Genomic DNA, 16,086 nt, shown 5'->3' with positions numbered 1-16,086 from the left:
ATTCAAATACGCCTTGTATAATCTTCGACGAGGTTAATTATGGAAACTACTCTAACAAAACGCGGACAAACCGCAGTTCCGGCAGAAATTCGAAAACGATATAAACTGAAAGAGGGAGATACACTGGCTTGGATCGATGATGGGAATACGATTCGAGTTGTATTTCTTCCTGCCCATCCGGTGAAAGCGCTGAGGGGTTCCGGCAAGGGACACAAATTGACGGAACGACTACTTGCCGAGCGTAGGGCGGAATATAAATATGAAAAAGTACGTTCTTGATACTTCGGCGTTGATGGCTTATCTCGAAGCAGAAGAGGGATTCGATAGAGTGGAAAATATTCTCGCTGACGAGGAAGTGATCTTGCCATTCATTTCCCTGATGGAACTGTACTATATCAGTTTACAGGAACAAGGTCAGACTATAGCAGACCAACGACATGCCGCGTTTCGACGCTATCCTGTTATCTGGCAGTTCGATGAACAGACCACATTGACCGCGGCGCGATTGAAGGCGGCGAATCGGATCTCATTCGCCGATTCGCTGATCGCCGCAATTGCAATTCGATATGGGGCGATACTTATCCACAAAGATCCTGAATATGACGAGTTAGCGGGGCAGTTGGAAATGGAAGCGCTCCCATACAAAACATGATTGATCTAACTATCAACACCGATGTCGCTCATCAAATCCTGACAGGCTTCATCAAAAGCGAAGTGACCCGCGTGGGATTCTCCCGCGCGGTGATCGGCTTATCAGGCGGTCTTGATTCGGCTTTATCGTGTGTCCTCGCCGTTGAAGCATTGGGACGCGAGAATGTGCTGGCGGTGCGAATGCCCTACAAATCATCCAACCCCGACTCGCTGGCTCATGCCGAACTGTTGATCGAACAGTTGGAAATTCCCAGCAAGACCATCGAAATCACAGAGATGGTCGACCCATTGTTTGCCAACGACGCGGAGATTACCAAACTCCGCAAAGGCAACATCATGGCGCGCGAACGGATGATCGTTTTGTATGATCAATCCGAAGTTTTCAAAGGGTTAGTTATTGGCACGAGCAACAAGACCGAAATTCTGCTTGGCTACAGCACGCAGTTTGGCGATGCGGCGTCGGCGATGAATCCTATTGGAGATTTGTACAAGACACAGATACGTCAATTATCGCGCGCGTTGAATATTCCCGCGCCTATTATTGACAAACCCCCTTCAGCCGATTTATGGGACGGTCAAACCGATGAAGGGGAGCTAGGCTTCACGTATGAAGAGGTGGATCGGCTGTTATATCTTCTCGTTGACCATCGCTACAGTCCGCAAGAATGTGTGGAAGCGGGCTTTGACGAAAAATTTGTGAGCGGGGTCGTGAAGCGCATCCAACGGATGCAATACAAGCGGATGCAACCGCCTATTGCCAAATTGAGTAATCGAACTATCGGATACGACTTTTTATATTTGCGCGACTGGGGAACTTGATGTTTTATCTTCCGCCCGCTCTCACTCACCGTAAGTTTTTTTACTTGTGGCTGGGGTTGCTGATATCTGTGGCAGGTTCGCAAATGCAGTTTGCGGCGATCCATTGGCACGTCCGCGAATTGACCGGCGAACCGAATCCGCTGGCGCTGGGGGGCATCGGTTTGGCGCGTATCCTGCCTGTTTTTATTTTTTCCATCCTCGGCGGCGCGGTGGCAGATAATTACAACCGCCGAAAAATATTGCTCCTCACCCAGTCGATCGCGGCGTTGCAGGCGGCGGCGCTTGCCTACCTGACGATTACGAATCAAATTACTGTGTGGCATATCTACCTATTGACAGCCATCCAAGCCGCGACTATGGCATTCGATCTGCCTGCCCGTCAGGCAATGGTGCCCAATTTGGTTTCTCGCGAACATTTGCCCTCGGCATTCAGCATGAGTTCGGTGGCGTTTAATACCGGGGCGATCGTCGGCCCGTTGTTATTTGGCGTGATCCCTGAAGGCGGGCAGGGATTTGCCTACCTGTTCAACTCAATTTCCTTCCTCGCCGTCATCCTTGCCTTGTTCTTCATGGGCAACGTTCAACAAGATTTGAATCGCGCGGGCGGCGTCAACGTTCGCTCCATGTGGGACGGCGTGAAATTCATCTTCACTCGTCCGTTGATCCTCTCCACAATGATGATGGATTTTGTTGCCACCTTTTTCGCTTCCGCAAACACGATGTTGCCCATCGTTGCCCGCGACATCCTGTTCGTAGGCAAGGCTGGGTATGCCTGGCTGGTCTCATCTCAGGCGATCGGTTCTGTTGTGGCTGGCATAATCGTTTCCCAGATCAAAGAACTGAGAAAACAAGGACCCTTGTTCCTCACGGCAGTGACCCTGTTCGGGCTGGCGACGGTTTGGTTTGGATTGAGCAGAACATTCATCCCCGCCATGGTTGCGTTGTTGTTCATCGGGGTGGGAGATGCCGTCAGCACAGTGATCCGCAATACCATACGCCAGCTCCAAACCCCGGACCACATCCGCGGCAGGATGACAAGCGTGAATCAAATTTTCTTCATGGGCGGTCCCCAGCTAGGGGAGGTCGAAGCGGGCGTTGCCGCATCCTTGTTCGGCGTTCCGTTTGCCATTGTCAGCGGCGGAATCGGGTGTATTGTTGGGATGTTGCTTATCATCTGGAAGTGGCCCCAACTCATTTCGTATAACGGAAACGAGCCGACTCTGGCGACTGCGCCGGCCGATTGACAGCTACCTTGCGATTCCCATACGATTTGCCGCCGTCATCCTTTTTGGTGTTGACTCGCACTTTGATTGAGGCTATACTGCGGGTAACGAGGTAAATGCCCTATGCGAGCAGATGTTTGCGAGGCAACAAAAGACCACCCAAAAGCACGCGACGTGTTCGCGTGCTTTTTTATTTCATACTTCAAACCCTGAAAGGAGATTGAACAATGGACTATGGAATGATCGGCAAACGCGAGAAAGCGCACAGGTACGCCGAGGAACGCCAGCGGTTCCTCTTCAATAAATTTGAGGTTACTTTTCACGGCGATAACAACAACCATCAGGTGAAATTTGACGGCGGCACGTATTCCTGCGATTGCGAATTTTTCGTCACCCATCACCGATGCGCCCACACGATGGCGCTCGAAATCCTTCTGAAGGATATGGTGCCGGAAACGGTCGAATCCTGATTTCTGCCTGATTCTGCAACTCGACTGCCCCCCGCCCCGGAGGGCAGTTTTTCTTTCGTAACTGAGGTTACACCATCCTGAAGTGGTAGATGAAAACCAAATCTGACTCGCGAAAACCCTCGCGACGTTCTGCGTCAGGTAAGTTCGTAAGGGTAGTTTTCCTGAGCCCGTCTAAACGCTAACACCTCTTGCAAGCTGACCTGAAAATTTAATGAGAGGATTTTAAAAACCCGCGTTTTCGATTAGAATTTTACGATGCAAAAAATTTCACGACGCGATTTTCTCAAACTAGGCGGCGCGAGCCTCGGCGCTTTCGCATTTTCTCCAGCGTTAGGCGTCTTGTTCAATTTTGATGATAGCGACCTGATTCGCGTGGCGACCACATCGGTGAGTGTGTATTCAAAACCCAGCGACGAAAGCTCGATCGTTTCCACGTGGTATCGAGACGACCTGCTGCATAGCCTCGGCGAAGTAGTCGCTAAGGAACCCGAACATAACCCGGTCTGGTATCGTGTGTGGGGAGGCTATATCCATCGGGCAAGGCTCCAAAAAGTAAAGATATTATTCAACAAAACGCTGACTTCGATAGAGGAAGGCACACCGCGGCTAGCGGAGATTACCGTCCCCTATTCCCAGCCCTGGCGCACCAGCCAGGCATTCGGCTGGCAACAATTGGGATTCCGCCTCTACTACGGCTCTGTTCACTGGATCGAAGCGGTCGAGCCTGGTCCGAACGGCGATCTGTGGTATCGCATCTACGACGATTTGACGGGCTTCCCCTACTACGTAGACGCGATGCATTTGAGACCAATTCCGCTTGAGGAATTGACGCCAATCACACCAGAAATTCCCGTCGAACAAAAGCGCATCGAAGTGAACCTGACGACCCAAACCCTGACGGCGTTCGAATACGACAAGCAGGTTTTGAAGACCAGTATCTGTTCGGGCATCCCAAATGGTCCGCGCGACGCGAATGGCATCCCCACCAAAACCCCGGCGGGAGATTTTCGCATCATGGATAAAATGCCCAATAAACACATGGGCAACGGGAATCTTTTTGCAGATTTCACCGATTACGAACTCCCCGGCGTTCCCTGGACGTGTTTTTTTACAGACAAAGGACATGCCTTCCACGGCACCTACTGGCACGAAAACTATGGCGTGCCGATGAGTCGCGGTTGCATCAACATGCGCACCGAGGAGGCTAAATGGTTGTTCCGTTGGGCAAAACCGGACCATCAGATCGGCAAAACGTACAATCGCGGTTTCGGCACGCTGGTGCGGATCTACTACTAGACCATGCCTGAGTTAATCTGGCGGGACAAACAACTCGCAATTCCCAAACCCGAATCACTGGTCGCCGATTCGATTATTTACCCGGGCGGGAACGGATACCCAACGGCAAAATCCGCTCAGCGGTTAATTTGGGGCGATAATCTGACGGTGATGGCGTCGCTTCTTTCAAGCTATGAAGGCAAAATCAATCTGGTGTATGCCGATCCGCCTTTTTTCACGAATAAAAGGTTCCTGGCGCGTATAGGCAGGGGGGAGGATTCGCGCAAACCGCAAAACTGGAAACTGGCGGAGGGCTATCACGATTCGTGGAAAGATTTAGATTCGTATCTGGATTTTCTTTACCAACGCCTTTTTTTGATGCATAGACTGCTCGCTCCTAACGGAACGCTTTACCTCCATCTGGATTGGCACGCCGATTCGTATGCCCGCCTCCTGCTCGATGAAATTTTCGGACCTGGGAATTTCCTGAATGAAATTATTTGGACGTATCACGGTCCCTCGCCGATCAAGCGAGCCTTTAACCGCAAGCATGACACGATTCTGGCTTACGTCAAAAGCGGGGAGTACACCTTCAATGCCGATGCCGTTCGCGAACCCTACAATCAAAATACGGTGAAAACCTTCGGGTCGTCGCGCAAAGCCGGTTTTGGAAAAATTCCAAATTTAGCGCGCGGCAAAGTGCCGGAAGATTGGTGGTACTTTCCTGTGGTGGCGCGCCTGCATAAGGAGCGCACGGGGTATCCCACACAAAAGCCCGAAGCCTTGTTGGAAAGGATTGTTCTCGCCTCCTCGAATCCGGGCGATATCGTTGCGGATTTCTTTTGCGGTTCAGGGACAACCTCTGTGATCGCCGAACGTCATGGGCGAAAATTCATTGCCTGCGACGAATCGTTCCGCGCAATTCACGCTTCGCGTAAACGACTCGCGAATGGGACACAGCCTTTTTCATTGGAGCATGATTCGAATGAGGCGTTTTCAATCGCGCCGCCGACTTCGACCACGAGAATAACTCTTTCCGATCATTCAGTCGCGCTGGAGACAAAACTCGGCGTGGACTATTGGGAGGTTGATCCGAATTGGGATGGGGAAACGTTCAAAAGCGCGGCGCAGGCTTCCCGTCCGAACAGAAGCGGAGAGGTGTCGCGCGAGTTAAAAATAAAAATCGGTCGCAGGGTTTGCGTCCGATTCGTCACAGCACAAGGTCGTTGCTATCAACTACACGTCTAGCCGATAGCCAACACCGCGAATGGTCTTGAGGAATTTGGGGTTATTGGGATCGAGTTCGATGGCGCGGCGCAACCATGAGATGTGAACATCCAACGTGCGCGTGTCGCCGGTGTAATTTGTTTCCCAGACTTTTTTGAACAACGATTCGCGCTCTACGACTTCGCCGTGTTTATCCATCAAAATGTGAAGCAGGGTGATCAAGCGGGGGGTCAGCTTGGTGCTTTTCCCGAGGCATCGTACCCTGCGGTGTTCGATATCGAGACGGATCGGACCTACGCTGACAAGATTGTTGCCGTCACCGGGCATGAGCGCCTTGACCCGGTTTACCAATTTTTGCGCGGTGAACGGGAGGGCAAGCACGGCGTCGGCGAGGTTTTTGTCGACAGGTTTCTCTTTTGCCAGGATGAGGATGATCGGGACTTTTTGATCTTTCTTGCGCAGAGAAAGGCAAATGCGCACGCCTGTGCTTCGCAGGGAGGCGGCGTTGACGACAACTACGACAGGATTGATTTGTTTGAGCTTGGATGCGGCTTGACTTCCATTTTGAAAGGAACGAATATCAAATCCCTTCTTTTGCAAGTCGTTTGCAAAAGAAGGGATTTCTGCATGTCGTCCTTCGATCACGAGAAGTGTCGCTTTTTTCATTGGAATAAGTCTGATGATAATTTCAAACGTATGGGTTGAAAATTACAAAGCCATTATACCTTAATCTTAACAAAAGCCGTTGTTTCGTCTTTTAAGGTAGCGCCGATTAAACTACAACTTCGTCATCTTATCAAGATGCAATTTGTTCTTTAGGGTTCGTAACAAAACTAGCCACCCGACAGTTTGGTTTTTGGACGCAGAAAAATGCAGATGGACGCAGATTTTTTTTGCAAGCCATTCTGAAAAATTCATCTGTATCAACGTTTTCAGCGTTCACACCGCACTGGCGCTCGGCGCAAGTGTCTGCGTCCCATTTTATTAAACTTTCAGGTAGGTAGTAACAAAATAACCCCCTGATAGGGATACGGCCGCGCGAATGGGCTCGCCAAATACTCTTGTAAGTTCGTCGCTGGTTTCCCGGGCGTTTTTTGGGAGTTGTTGCCGACAGCAGTTTTGCCGTGAGTGGCTTGCTTTGGCTGACAGTTGTCAAACAAATTTTATTCTCTTGCGCCATTTTCAGACAGCGCCCTTTTTTCCTGAAATCCGAAAGGTTCTGCGCCTTCGGCCCATTGACCGCTTTTCTCCCTCTACGCGCACCTTCCTGACCGTACCTTTTGGGTAAAGTCCAGCTAAGGATTGGTCGCAGCGCAAGACTGCAAAGCATCTCGCGCGATAGGCGGTTCTTGCGTAAGAGCGACATCAATGTCGTATTACGAGAACTGAATTGACTTCCACTGCCTAACATCGTTAGTCATGGAACGACCCTACCGGTTGGGGTCGATGAACTTGAAGAGGTCGTCCAGATATCGTTCGGCAAATTCAATGACAACCACATCGGGTTTTTGTTCGTCCACCCACGATAAATTCCAGATCCCGCCGCCGCTAAAATTTTGGATGAACATCCCGTGGTGGAAATGTTCGCCCAGCATGGGGTTGACATTGAAAAAGTAGGAGTCATGATAGATAACGAGATTCGGCAAGGTCTCATCTGGGTTATAGGAGAATAACAATTTGCGTCCGCCGAGGTTGATGGTTTTGTAGGAAGTGGCAAGGTCAAACTTGGGAGCGAGCCGGAGTTTCGACTCGGTCAACGAGGTGACGCCGATCACGTTGGCAAGGTCGAGCGACTCAGGCTCCAGCGCCTGCTCTGCGAAATCTGATAATGGGCGCGGGGAAAGATTCGGGTGGGTTTCGCTCAATCGCTCCATCAACAGGGAATACGCCAGATATGCGCCGTAGTCGTTCCAATGCGTGTCGGTGGCGAGGTAAATTTCCCGTTCGGTTTTGGCTTGCAGAAGGGCTGGACGAAGATCGAGAATCTGAGTTTCGCCATGCGTGGAAAGATAGGCGGCAACTTGGTCCAATTTCGATTGGGATCCAATCTGTGGGATTTGGGCGGGCACGCGCTCGGGGTAAATGGTATTTTTACTCGGCACGATAACGACAATCAGCGTGATGCCGCGTTCGGCATAGGTTGAGGATAACGAATCCAGGTTGGCTTGAAATTGCGCCAGCGATTCCTCTGTGAACGATGCGGATTTCTGGTACACATCGAGGTCGCCCTCGGCGGTGTAGACGAGCCAGCCGTCGTCGCCGACGAGGACCTTGGGGAAGACGCGGTCGCCGAGGGTGAGACGCAGGTTGGACGTCAGCGCGATGAGGCGCGAGCGCGCATAGAAATTCTCCTCGATGGCGTAGGGGTCGAGGACGAGAGTCCGCAGGGGGAGGAGGAGCATCCCAAGAAAAATGGCGATGAGTAGTTTGGGATAATGACGCGTCATCTAAAATCCTTCGTAGATGCCGGGGGTGAAGCCGTTCGCCGCCATCATGCCCACGGACAGAATGAAGAGGGCGATGATGAGAATGTCGCTCGCGAGGGTTCGCGCGAATGAGTGTCGCCCGTCTTTTTGAAAATGAAAACCAAACGGCAGGGCAAGAAACAGACCCGCGAGCAGGGCAAGGAGGAACGATGGTTCGATCAACGGGAGCGGGCTCGTATCATGAAATGGAAGCGGGAATGGGGGTTGAACCATGCCGCCTAGCACGCGCAGATATTGGAATGCGTATTCAAGACTCGGCGAGCGGAAGACGAGCCATGTGAACAAAATAATCGTCAGCGCGTAGAGATGGCGGACCGGCTGGAATGTTTTTTGCAACCAACGGTTGAGGAAAAGATTTTCAAGCGCGATGAAGAAGCCGTGAAGCAAGCCCCACGCCACAAAGTTGATCGTGACGCCATGCCACAAACCTGTGAGCAAAAAGACGACGAGGATGTTCAGTGATTGACCGATGACGGGAATCCGTTTGCGCTCGAGGGGGAAGAAAACATAATCGCGGAACCACGTGGAAAGCGAGATGTGCCAGCGCCGCCAAAAATCGCCGATGGATTGCGCGAGGTAGGGGAGGTCGAAGTTTTCGACGAAGCGGAAGCCCATCATCCTGGCGAGTCCGATCGCCATGTCGGTGTAGCCTGAAAAATCGAAATAAATTTGCAGGGTATAGCCAGCCAATCCCAGCCACGCATACGCGGGCGTGAGCGCAGGCGTTGGCAAGTTGAAGACCGCATCCACGGTGACGCCGAGCGCGTCGGCGATCAATATTTTTTTGGCGAAGCCTTTCAAGAAGCGACGGATGCCGTTTGCAATCTGATCCGAGTCTATGGTTGGGTTGGGCAACTGCGCGGCGACGCTCCGATAGCGGACAATGGGACCGACGAGCAATTTCGGGAACATCAACACATAAAACGCGAAAGCAATGAAATTCTTTTCGGGTTGAACCGCGCCTTTGCGAACATCGACGAGATAAGAAATGAGTTGAAAACTGATGAAGGACAAGCCAAGGGGAAATGTCAACGAATCGAGCAGGGTCGTTAGACGGGCGGGGAAGAATCTCTCCAGTCCGAAAAAGAGCGCGTATTGATAGGCGGTGAACAGTTTGAAGAAGGCGAGCGCGCCGACGTTGACGAGCAAACCGAGAGGCAGAATCCATTTTGAGAAGCGGGAGGCGAACAGACGCGCGAGCGAGTAATTAGCGACAATCAACGCGGCGATGAAAACCAGATTGACCGCGCTCCCCCACGCGTAGAAGAGTCCGCTGGCGAGAATCCCCAGCGCGGGACGCCAACGCGGTTGGGCAACGAAATAGGCGATGAGGAAGAACGGGAGGAAGAGAAATAGAAAGAGGGCGGTGTTGAAGTTCATGGCGAAACGCGGCAATTATAACGGAGAGGGTTTCGCGTCGTATATCTTGGTACCACTTGTTTGATACGCAGGTTTCACGGAACACGCGGACATTAATGATTTTCCCGCGCCTCTCGGGATACTGCGCGTCGGCTGTGTCGAAATAGTGAAGTCGGACGTGTTTCGTTTTTTATCTGCCGATCAACAGCACAGTTCCCTCTTCCCATTTCAATGTGGACGAGGGCGACTCTTGCTTGCGGATTTGTTCCGCCATCTCCTTCACGATCTCCATGCGCCGCCCCGCCGCCCAGGGGTATGCCTTATCCCATTCCGCGTCGGTGTTCGGAAACCAGATGATGGCGAACGTTCCAGGTCCGCCGAACTCCCAGTAGAACTCGCACGTTCTTTTGTTGAACAAAGAGCCTTCGATGTATTGGATCGTGCCAGAACGTCCTTTTGCGATCATTTTGACTTTTGCCATTTTGACTTTCCTTCGATCATTCCGAACCGCCCAGCCAATTTTTCCAAATCCCCGGCGTCGAATCGGGGATTGCTACTGCGCCAGCGACTTTGGTATAGAATTCCTGCGGACCCGCCCAGCCGACAATGGCATACCCGTAGCCTTTGATTTTCATTTCCACGAGACATGCCAGCAGTAACGCTTTGCCGATTCCCTTTCCTTGCATGGATTCAAGCACGCCCATCGGACCGAACAAGCCCAACGCCGCCGTGTCGTAACAGGCAAAGCCGACCATGTTGCGCCCGTGTTGGGCGATGTAACTGGATGTGGGAGCGCGCGAGAAGCTAACCTCCATCTCGGTCGCCCAACCATCATAGAAGTGTTCGCGCACCCATTTCACAGCGAGGGATTTTTCAGTGCCGATCGGTTTGCGGATCGTGATGCCGGGCGCGACAAGATTCGAAAACGTGGATAGCGTCTCCGGCAGGTCGTAGAGTTTTACAAGCATATCGGTCATGGAGGCTCCTGTCTCGCTAGAAGTATACCTATGCGCCGATTACTTTACACGTTCAAAATTGGGACGCAGATTCACGCTGAAAACGCAGATTTTTCTTTCTTTCAGATCAGTGAAATCAGCGTTTTCTGCGTCCATCAGGCATGGTGCAAGATAATCAGCCCATAGGTCTGATTATCTTACAAATTCAAAATCGAGACGCAGAAAAACGCGGACGAACGCAGAGGTTGAAAACTTCCGCGCGCATCCGCGCTTGTCCGTGCCCAAGTAACATTCTGTGAGGTAATCAGATTCTTACACGCCGCTAGACCACGTTGAAATCGCTCATCTTGCGGATGCGGTCTTTGACTGCCGGGTCTTTTAATTCTTCGGCTGTGTAGTTCATCTTGAAGTCCACTTGATCTTCGTAGCCGCCGGGTTCGTAAATGAGCATATTGCGGCTGTCTTTGCCGCCTACGACTCTCACGCTGTGGACGGTGTTCGGCGGGACGTAGAGCGCGTCGCCCGCGCTGAGGATGCGGGTCTCGCCTGCGACCGTCCACTCCACTTGACCATCCAGCACATAAAAAGTTTCGGAGTGATCTTTGTGAAAATGCGGCGGCACTTCAAAGGTGGACAGCCAGCGCGAGATCATGATGGTGTAGCGGTTTTCGCTTTGTTTCGTTGTGACGACGAGCTCCATGTCCGTCACGCCGTCCTCCTCGAAGGAGGGGCGTTTGCCCGCCATGGAAAATACGTGTTTTGCGCTCATGATTTTTTCTCCGATGTTAGTACGCCACAGTGACGCGCTTACGGATGAAGCGCGGCGTTTCGATTTCATTGACCAGCGCAACGGCAAAATCTTCGATGGAGATGGCGCTGTTTCCCTGCGCGTCCACCAGCAGACGGTTATCGTCGCCGATGCGGAAGACGCCGGTGCGACTGCCGGGGGCGATTCTGTCGGCTGGGCTGAAGTACGTCCAATCCAGGGTGGTGTTCTGGCGATAGGCTTTCAGCGCGTCGCCGTGCGCGCTGGCGAACGGTCTCCAGTCCGGTGGAAATTGGGGGCTATCCATTAACAAAAGACCGGGCGACACTTCCAAGCTTCCCGCTCCGCCCACGATCAGCAGGCGATTCATTCGAGCGGCTGATAGCCCTTTCATCAGGGAGTTGGCGGCGTCTGTCAATGTGCCGGGCGCGGAAAAATCGGGCGCATACGCGCTGACAACGGCGTGGTGACCGGCTACCGCAACAGCGACGTTGTCCGCGTTCAGCACGTCGGCTTTGTGAAAGGTGAGGTTGGGGTGGGAGGCGTCTCCGCTTTCAGGATGGCGAACCAGCCCGGTGACGGTATGACCGCGCGTCAGCGCTTCCTGTGTGATGACCTTGCCGATGTTCCCCGTCGCGCCAAAGATGGCTATTTTCATATCTATTGCTCTCCTTGTGATAAATTTTGGTCACTATAATAGACTAACACTCTTATCGCAAGCAGGCACTTTGGAGTGATATACTTACCGCATGGAAACCAGAATTACAAATGGAAATGTGTATAAGAAAGCCTGCCCCACCCGTTTGGCGTTAGACCGCATCGCAGATAAATGGACGACTTTGATCGTGGGGCTGTTGGATGGCGGCCCGCGCCGTTTCTCTGAATTGAAACGCGAGATCGAGGGGATTTCGCAAAAGATGCTGACGCAAACTTTGCGCGATTTGGAACGCGACGGACTGGTGACGCGCACGGTGTACGCGCAGATTCCGCCGCGCGTGGAATATGCGCTCACGCCGCTGGGGCAAACGCTGTGCGAGCCGATCGCCGCCATCCGCAAATGGGCGGAGATGAACATCAACGAAGTGGTTGACGCGCAGTTGATCTATGACGCGCAACGCCCCGGAAGTTCGTGAGCCTTCCCTCTGGTTTGACCCGTCAGTTTTTTACATACCCTACACCAACGCATCCCTCACCCACTCGATCGGATGCCGCGCATCCACATTCGCGCCATGCTGAAATTGCATCCGACACGCCGCGCCCGTTGATGCGATTTCCACACTTCGACTTGGCTCAGTGTAAACTTTCCACTCACTACTCTCTACTCCTCTACTCACTATTCCTCTATTCACCGCCATCTCAAACACCTTCATCGAAACCTCATAATGCTCCGTCTCGAAGCCAAACGTCCCTGCCATACCGCAACAGCCCGCGTCGCTTAACTCCACGTCGAAGCCGCACGCGCGCAACAACTCCACGCTGGCATTCGCGCCGCTTGCGATTCCATCGGCAGACAATCCCTCCGCGCGCTGATGGCAATGCGGATGAAATTTTATTTTTCGATTTCGATTCCCTTCACCTCCCAATTGATCCCCCAGTCTGCCTACGCGCAGAGCGCCAAACTCCGATGAACGCAACAAGAACTCATCCAACAACCAGACTTTCGACTCACGCGCGCGAATTTCCTCTTTGGATTCGGGAAGCAAGTCCGCGTAATCATTTTTCAGAAGATAGATTTCGGGAGGCTCGACCCCGACGATAAACGCTTCGCGCGACGGGTCGATCTGATTCAGCCACCTCAACATTTCTCTAGCGTGACGCCGCGCCGCATCCACGAATCCCTTCGAGAGCAGAGACGCCCCCGCGCCAACGATCGGCAACACGCGGACATCGTATCCGCACATCGTCAACACCTCCAACGCGGCTTCTTCCACTTGAGGTTCGATGTAACGGGAAAATACATCGGGCAGGAAAATTATTTTTTCTCCGTGACTCAGTGTCTCCGTGGTTCGCAGTTTCGCCCTTCGACTTGAAATCTGCGGTAAGGGACGTTCCTCCGCCAACCCCAACACCTTCGCGATCAGCTTCTTCGTCGACGCGAACTCCATCAACCCATTCGCCAGCGGCGCGACATACGACATCATCTTCGCCGCGACGTGAAAGTACCCGAACACATAATCCCGCAACGGACGGGGATGAGTCTTGTAATATTCATTCTCGAATTCGTACTTCAACTTCGCCATATCCACCCCGCTGGGACATTCCGCTTTACAGCCTTTGCAAGCCAAACACAAGTCGAGCGCTTCGAAAACATCGGACGATAGACCATTGACCATAAATCGTCCATCGTCCAACGTCTGTGGTCGCGCGATCAGCGCACGCAGCAAATTCGCCCTCCCCCTCGTCGAGTGCATCTCGTCCCTTGTCGCCTGAAACGATGGACACATCACGCCTGTTGATTTCCTGCACACCCCTTGACCGTTGCATTGCTCAACAGCAAGTTCAAATCCGCCTTGACGAGCAAACGATAGATTTGGTTTCCATGATTTCGTTTGATAATCAACTCCATAACGTAAATTCGCATCCATTTTCGGCGCATCAATGATCTTGCCTGGGTTCATTATGTGATTCGGGTCCGCCGCGTTTTTCAGCAGACGCATCGCATCCATCACCTCCGCGCCGTATGCTCGCGCGAGATGTTCGGAACGCGCCAAACCGTCACCGTGTTCACTGCTCATCGCGCCGCCCAGGCTCAACGTCAGCGCAAGAACCGCCTCGCTGATCAAGCGCAGACTCTCCACGCCGCGCGTCGTCTTCAAATCCAACACAGGACGAATGTGCAAACATCCCGCCGACGCGTGGGCGTAAATATTCCCAACCACATCGTGCGCGGATAAAATTTTCTCCACCTCGCGCACAAACTCGCCGAGCCGCTCGACTGGAATCGCGCAGTCCTCGATGAACGCAATCGGTCGCGCCGAGCGCGGTTGCGAATCCAGCAGACCCAGTCCCATCTTGCGGACATTCCAAATCCGCGCCTGATCTTCTTTCGATTCGGCGATGAAAATATTTTCGCCATTCCGCGCTGAGCGGAGGTCTGAGCGAAGCGGAGCGGAGACGAAGACCGCAGTCGAAGCGCTTTGCGGTGTAACGAGACCACGCGCTCGCATCAACAATTCTTTCGGCTCACCACCGCTGAACTCAACTACCAACACCGCGGCAGGCGTCCTGAGCGAAGACGAAGGATCGCCTTGAATCCAACTTGCCTCGCTCGCATATCCCGCCGAACTCCGCGCCGCGCGGATGATCGTATCGGGGATCAACTCAATCGCGGATGGGTTATGAGACAGCAAACGCGGCACATCATCGCACGCCTCCGCCGCGCTCGCGTAAGTAAGCACCGCCAATATCGTATGCTTCGGCTTCGACACGAGATTCACTTTCATCTTGCGAATCACCGCGAGTGTGCCCTCTGATCCTGCAAGTAATCGAGCGAGATTGATGTCAGACGATGGACGATAGACCGTAGACGATAATCCATAATCAGCGGAATCCCATTGTGGCGGCGCAGACGGACTCCACGGCAACAAATAATTCAACCGATACCCCATCGCATTTCGCCATGTCTTTGGATAACTGCGCTTTATCGCATCCGCGTACTTCTCAAGAATCTTGAACACCGCCCCAACCACCCGCGACTGCTCACTGTTCACTGATAACTTGTCACTTTTCACTGATAACTTTTCATTCACTTCTCCCCACGTCGCAAGACTCCCATCCCCCAAAATCACCTCCGCCTCCAAAATATGATCCGCGCTCATGCCGTAGACAATTGAATGCGCGCCCGTTGCGTTGTTCGCGATGACGCCGCCCATCGTCGCGCGTTCGGCAGAGGCAGGGTCGGGACCAAACATCAGTCCGTGTTTTGAGGCGGCTTTGTTCAAGTCAGACAAAACAACGCCAGGCTCGACGATGGCAAATTTTTCCTCGGGGTTAATTTCTACGATCTTGTCCAACCAGCGCGAGCAATCGAGGATCAACGCCTCGCCAACTGCCTGCCCCGCCAGCGAAGTCCCTGCGCCGCGCGGCAAAATGGGAATCTTATACTTCGCCGCCAACTCAACCGCCGCGTGCAACTCCTCCTGATTGCGCGGAATCACAACTCCCAGCGGCTCGATCTGATAGATGCTCGCGTCGGTGCTGTACAAAATCCGCGAAGCCGAATCGGTGCGGATATCGCCAGTGAAATGTTTATGCAGTTCGTATAAAAATTCGCGCGGGAGGGGCATGAGATGATTTTAATACAATCAGTAGTTCACGAAAACGGTTCTTGACGCAGTTGCACTGCGTCAAGGCAGGCGACAGTACAACTGTCGCCTGAACTTTCGTGAACTACTGACAATGTAGGGGCGGAGCAATGCTCCGCCCCTACACAAAATTTCTTTTCTCGGTGTTCTCTGTGGCTCTGTGGCTAAAACTACTTCGCCTTCCCCTGCCCCGCCACCGCTGCGGCTTTCTTCGCCGCCTCCTCGGGGTCGCCGAGATAATAATTCTTCATCGGCTTTAGATCTTTATCCAATTCATACACAAGCGGGACGCCCGTCGGGATGTTCAGCTCGGTGATCTCGCCATCCGAAATATTGTCGAGATATTTCACCAACGCGCGGATGCTGTTGCCATGCGCGGCGACGATCACGCGCCTGCCCGATTGGATCGCGGGACTCAACGTCGCATGCCAATACGGGAGGACTCGATCCAACGTAATTTTCAGCGACTCAGTGGCGGGCATTTGTTCGGAAGTCAAAGAAGCGTAACGCGGATCGAACTTCGGATGCCGCTCATCGGTCAATTCAAGAG

17 protein-coding genes are annotated in these 16,086 nt (G+C 52.9%); 8 read left to right on the top strand and 9 right to left on the bottom strand.

Annotated elements, in window-relative coordinates; genetic code table 11:
- The first annotated feature begins 39 nt into the window (after positions 1-39).
- The 7 genes from AC16KF_RS18135 (at position 40) to AC16KF_RS18105 (ending at position 5,686) form a co-directional block, all read left to right on the top strand.
- The gene (locus AC16KF_RS18135; protein ID WP_484038772.1) at positions 40-279 is read left to right on the top strand and encodes an AbrB/MazE/SpoVT family DNA-binding domain-containing protein; all 240 of its coding nucleotides are present in this window, start codon (positions 40-42) and stop codon (positions 277-279) included.
- Complete coding sequence (locus AC16KF_RS18130; protein ID WP_484038771.1) at positions 260-652, top strand: PIN domain-containing protein; 393 nt, start codon at positions 260-262, stop codon at positions 650-652. Before AC16KF_RS18135 ends, AC16KF_RS18130 begins: the two co-directional genes overlap by 20 nt.
- On the top strand, positions 649-1,470 hold the full coding sequence (locus AC16KF_RS18125) for an NAD+ synthase (protein ID WP_484038770.1): 822 nt from the start codon (positions 649-651) through the stop codon (positions 1,468-1,470). The genes AC16KF_RS18130 and AC16KF_RS18125 overlap by 4 nt, the downstream gene beginning before the upstream one ends.
- Positions 1,470-2,714, top strand: a complete 1,245-nt coding sequence (locus tag AC16KF_RS18120) for an MFS transporter (protein WP_484038769.1) — start codon at positions 1,470-1,472, stop codon at positions 2,712-2,714. Before AC16KF_RS18125 ends, AC16KF_RS18120 begins: the two co-directional genes overlap by 1 nt.
- A 206-nt stretch (positions 2,715-2,920) precedes the next feature.
- On the top strand, positions 2,921-3,163 hold the full coding sequence (locus tag AC16KF_RS18115; protein WP_484038768.1) for a hypothetical protein: 243 nt from the start codon (positions 2,921-2,923) through the stop codon (positions 3,161-3,163).
- 255 nt (positions 3,164-3,418) lie between these two features.
- Positions 3,419-4,459 (top strand): L,D-transpeptidase, encoded by a 1,041-nt coding sequence (locus AC16KF_RS18110; RefSeq protein ID WP_484038767.1) that lies wholly within the window; start codon positions 3,419-3,421, stop codon positions 4,457-4,459.
- Positions 4,460-4,462: 3 nt separating this feature from the next.
- Entirely contained in the window at positions 4,463-5,686 is a 1,224-nt protein-coding gene (locus AC16KF_RS18105; RefSeq protein ID WP_484038766.1) for a DNA methyltransferase, read from the top strand.
- On the opposite strand, the gene AC16KF_RS18100 is transcribed toward AC16KF_RS18105, so the two are convergent.
- From AC16KF_RS18100 to AC16KF_RS18070, 7 genes are all read right to left on the bottom strand, one after another.
- Entirely contained in the window at positions 5,675-6,331 is a 657-nt protein-coding gene (locus tag AC16KF_RS18100; protein WP_484038765.1) for a winged helix-turn-helix transcriptional regulator, read from the bottom strand. The two genes, AC16KF_RS18105 and AC16KF_RS18100, sit on opposite strands and share 12 nt — an antisense overlap.
- Before the next feature lie 764 nt (positions 6,332-7,095).
- Entirely contained in the window at positions 7,096-8,112 is a 1,017-nt protein-coding gene (locus AC16KF_RS18095) for an alginate O-acetyltransferase AlgX-related protein (RefSeq protein ID WP_484038764.1), read from the bottom strand.
- A complete protein-coding gene (locus AC16KF_RS18090) occupies positions 8,113-9,531 on the bottom strand; it encodes an MBOAT family O-acyltransferase (RefSeq protein WP_484038763.1) in 1,419 nt (472 codons plus the stop codon). It abuts the gene before it with no gap.
- 169 nt (positions 9,532-9,700) lie between these two features.
- The gene (locus AC16KF_RS18085; RefSeq protein WP_484038762.1) at positions 9,701-9,991 is read right to left on the bottom strand and encodes a hypothetical protein; all 291 of its coding nucleotides are present in this window, start codon (positions 9,989-9,991) and stop codon (positions 9,701-9,703) included.
- A 16-nt stretch (positions 9,992-10,007) separates the two neighbouring features.
- Positions 10,008-10,487 carry a GNAT family N-acetyltransferase gene (locus tag AC16KF_RS18080; RefSeq protein ID WP_484038761.1) on the bottom strand — a complete coding sequence of 160 codons (480 nt, stop codon included), beginning with the start codon at positions 10,485-10,487 and terminating at the stop codon, positions 10,008-10,010.
- A gap of 301 nt (positions 10,488-10,788) precedes the next feature.
- Complete coding sequence (locus tag AC16KF_RS18075; RefSeq protein ID WP_484038760.1) at positions 10,789-11,235, bottom strand: cupin domain-containing protein; 447 nt, start codon at positions 11,233-11,235, stop codon at positions 10,789-10,791.
- A gap of 16 nt (positions 11,236-11,251) precedes the next feature.
- A complete protein-coding gene (locus AC16KF_RS18070; RefSeq protein WP_484038759.1) occupies positions 11,252-11,890 on the bottom strand; it encodes an NAD(P)-dependent oxidoreductase in 639 nt (212 codons plus the stop codon).
- A gap of 91 nt (positions 11,891-11,981) precedes the next feature.
- On the opposite strand from AC16KF_RS18070, the gene AC16KF_RS18065 reads away from it, so the two are divergent.
- Positions 11,982-12,365 carry a winged helix-turn-helix transcriptional regulator gene (locus tag AC16KF_RS18065; protein WP_484038758.1) on the top strand — a complete coding sequence of 128 codons (384 nt, stop codon included), beginning with the start codon at positions 11,982-11,984 and terminating at the stop codon, positions 12,363-12,365.
- Between the two features lie 39 nt (positions 12,366-12,404).
- Here the strand turns inward: AC16KF_RS18065 and AC16KF_RS18060 are convergent, their stop codons facing one another.
- Positions 12,405-15,518, bottom strand: a complete 3,114-nt coding sequence (locus tag AC16KF_RS18060; RefSeq protein ID WP_484038757.1) for an FAD-binding and (Fe-S)-binding domain-containing protein — start codon at positions 15,516-15,518, stop codon at positions 12,405-12,407.
- A 188-nt stretch (positions 15,519-15,706) separates the two neighbouring features.
- Positions 15,707-16,086, bottom strand: a 380-nt coding sequence (locus AC16KF_RS18055; protein WP_484038756.1) for a 2,3-bisphosphoglycerate-dependent phosphoglycerate mutase, incomplete at its 5' end; no start/stop codon positions are given.

It is taken from the genome of Candidatus Defluviilinea gracilis, from assembly GCF_057138825.1.
Note: the sequence above shows the minus strand (reverse complement) of the source record. Positions and strands in the feature narration are given on the sequence as shown.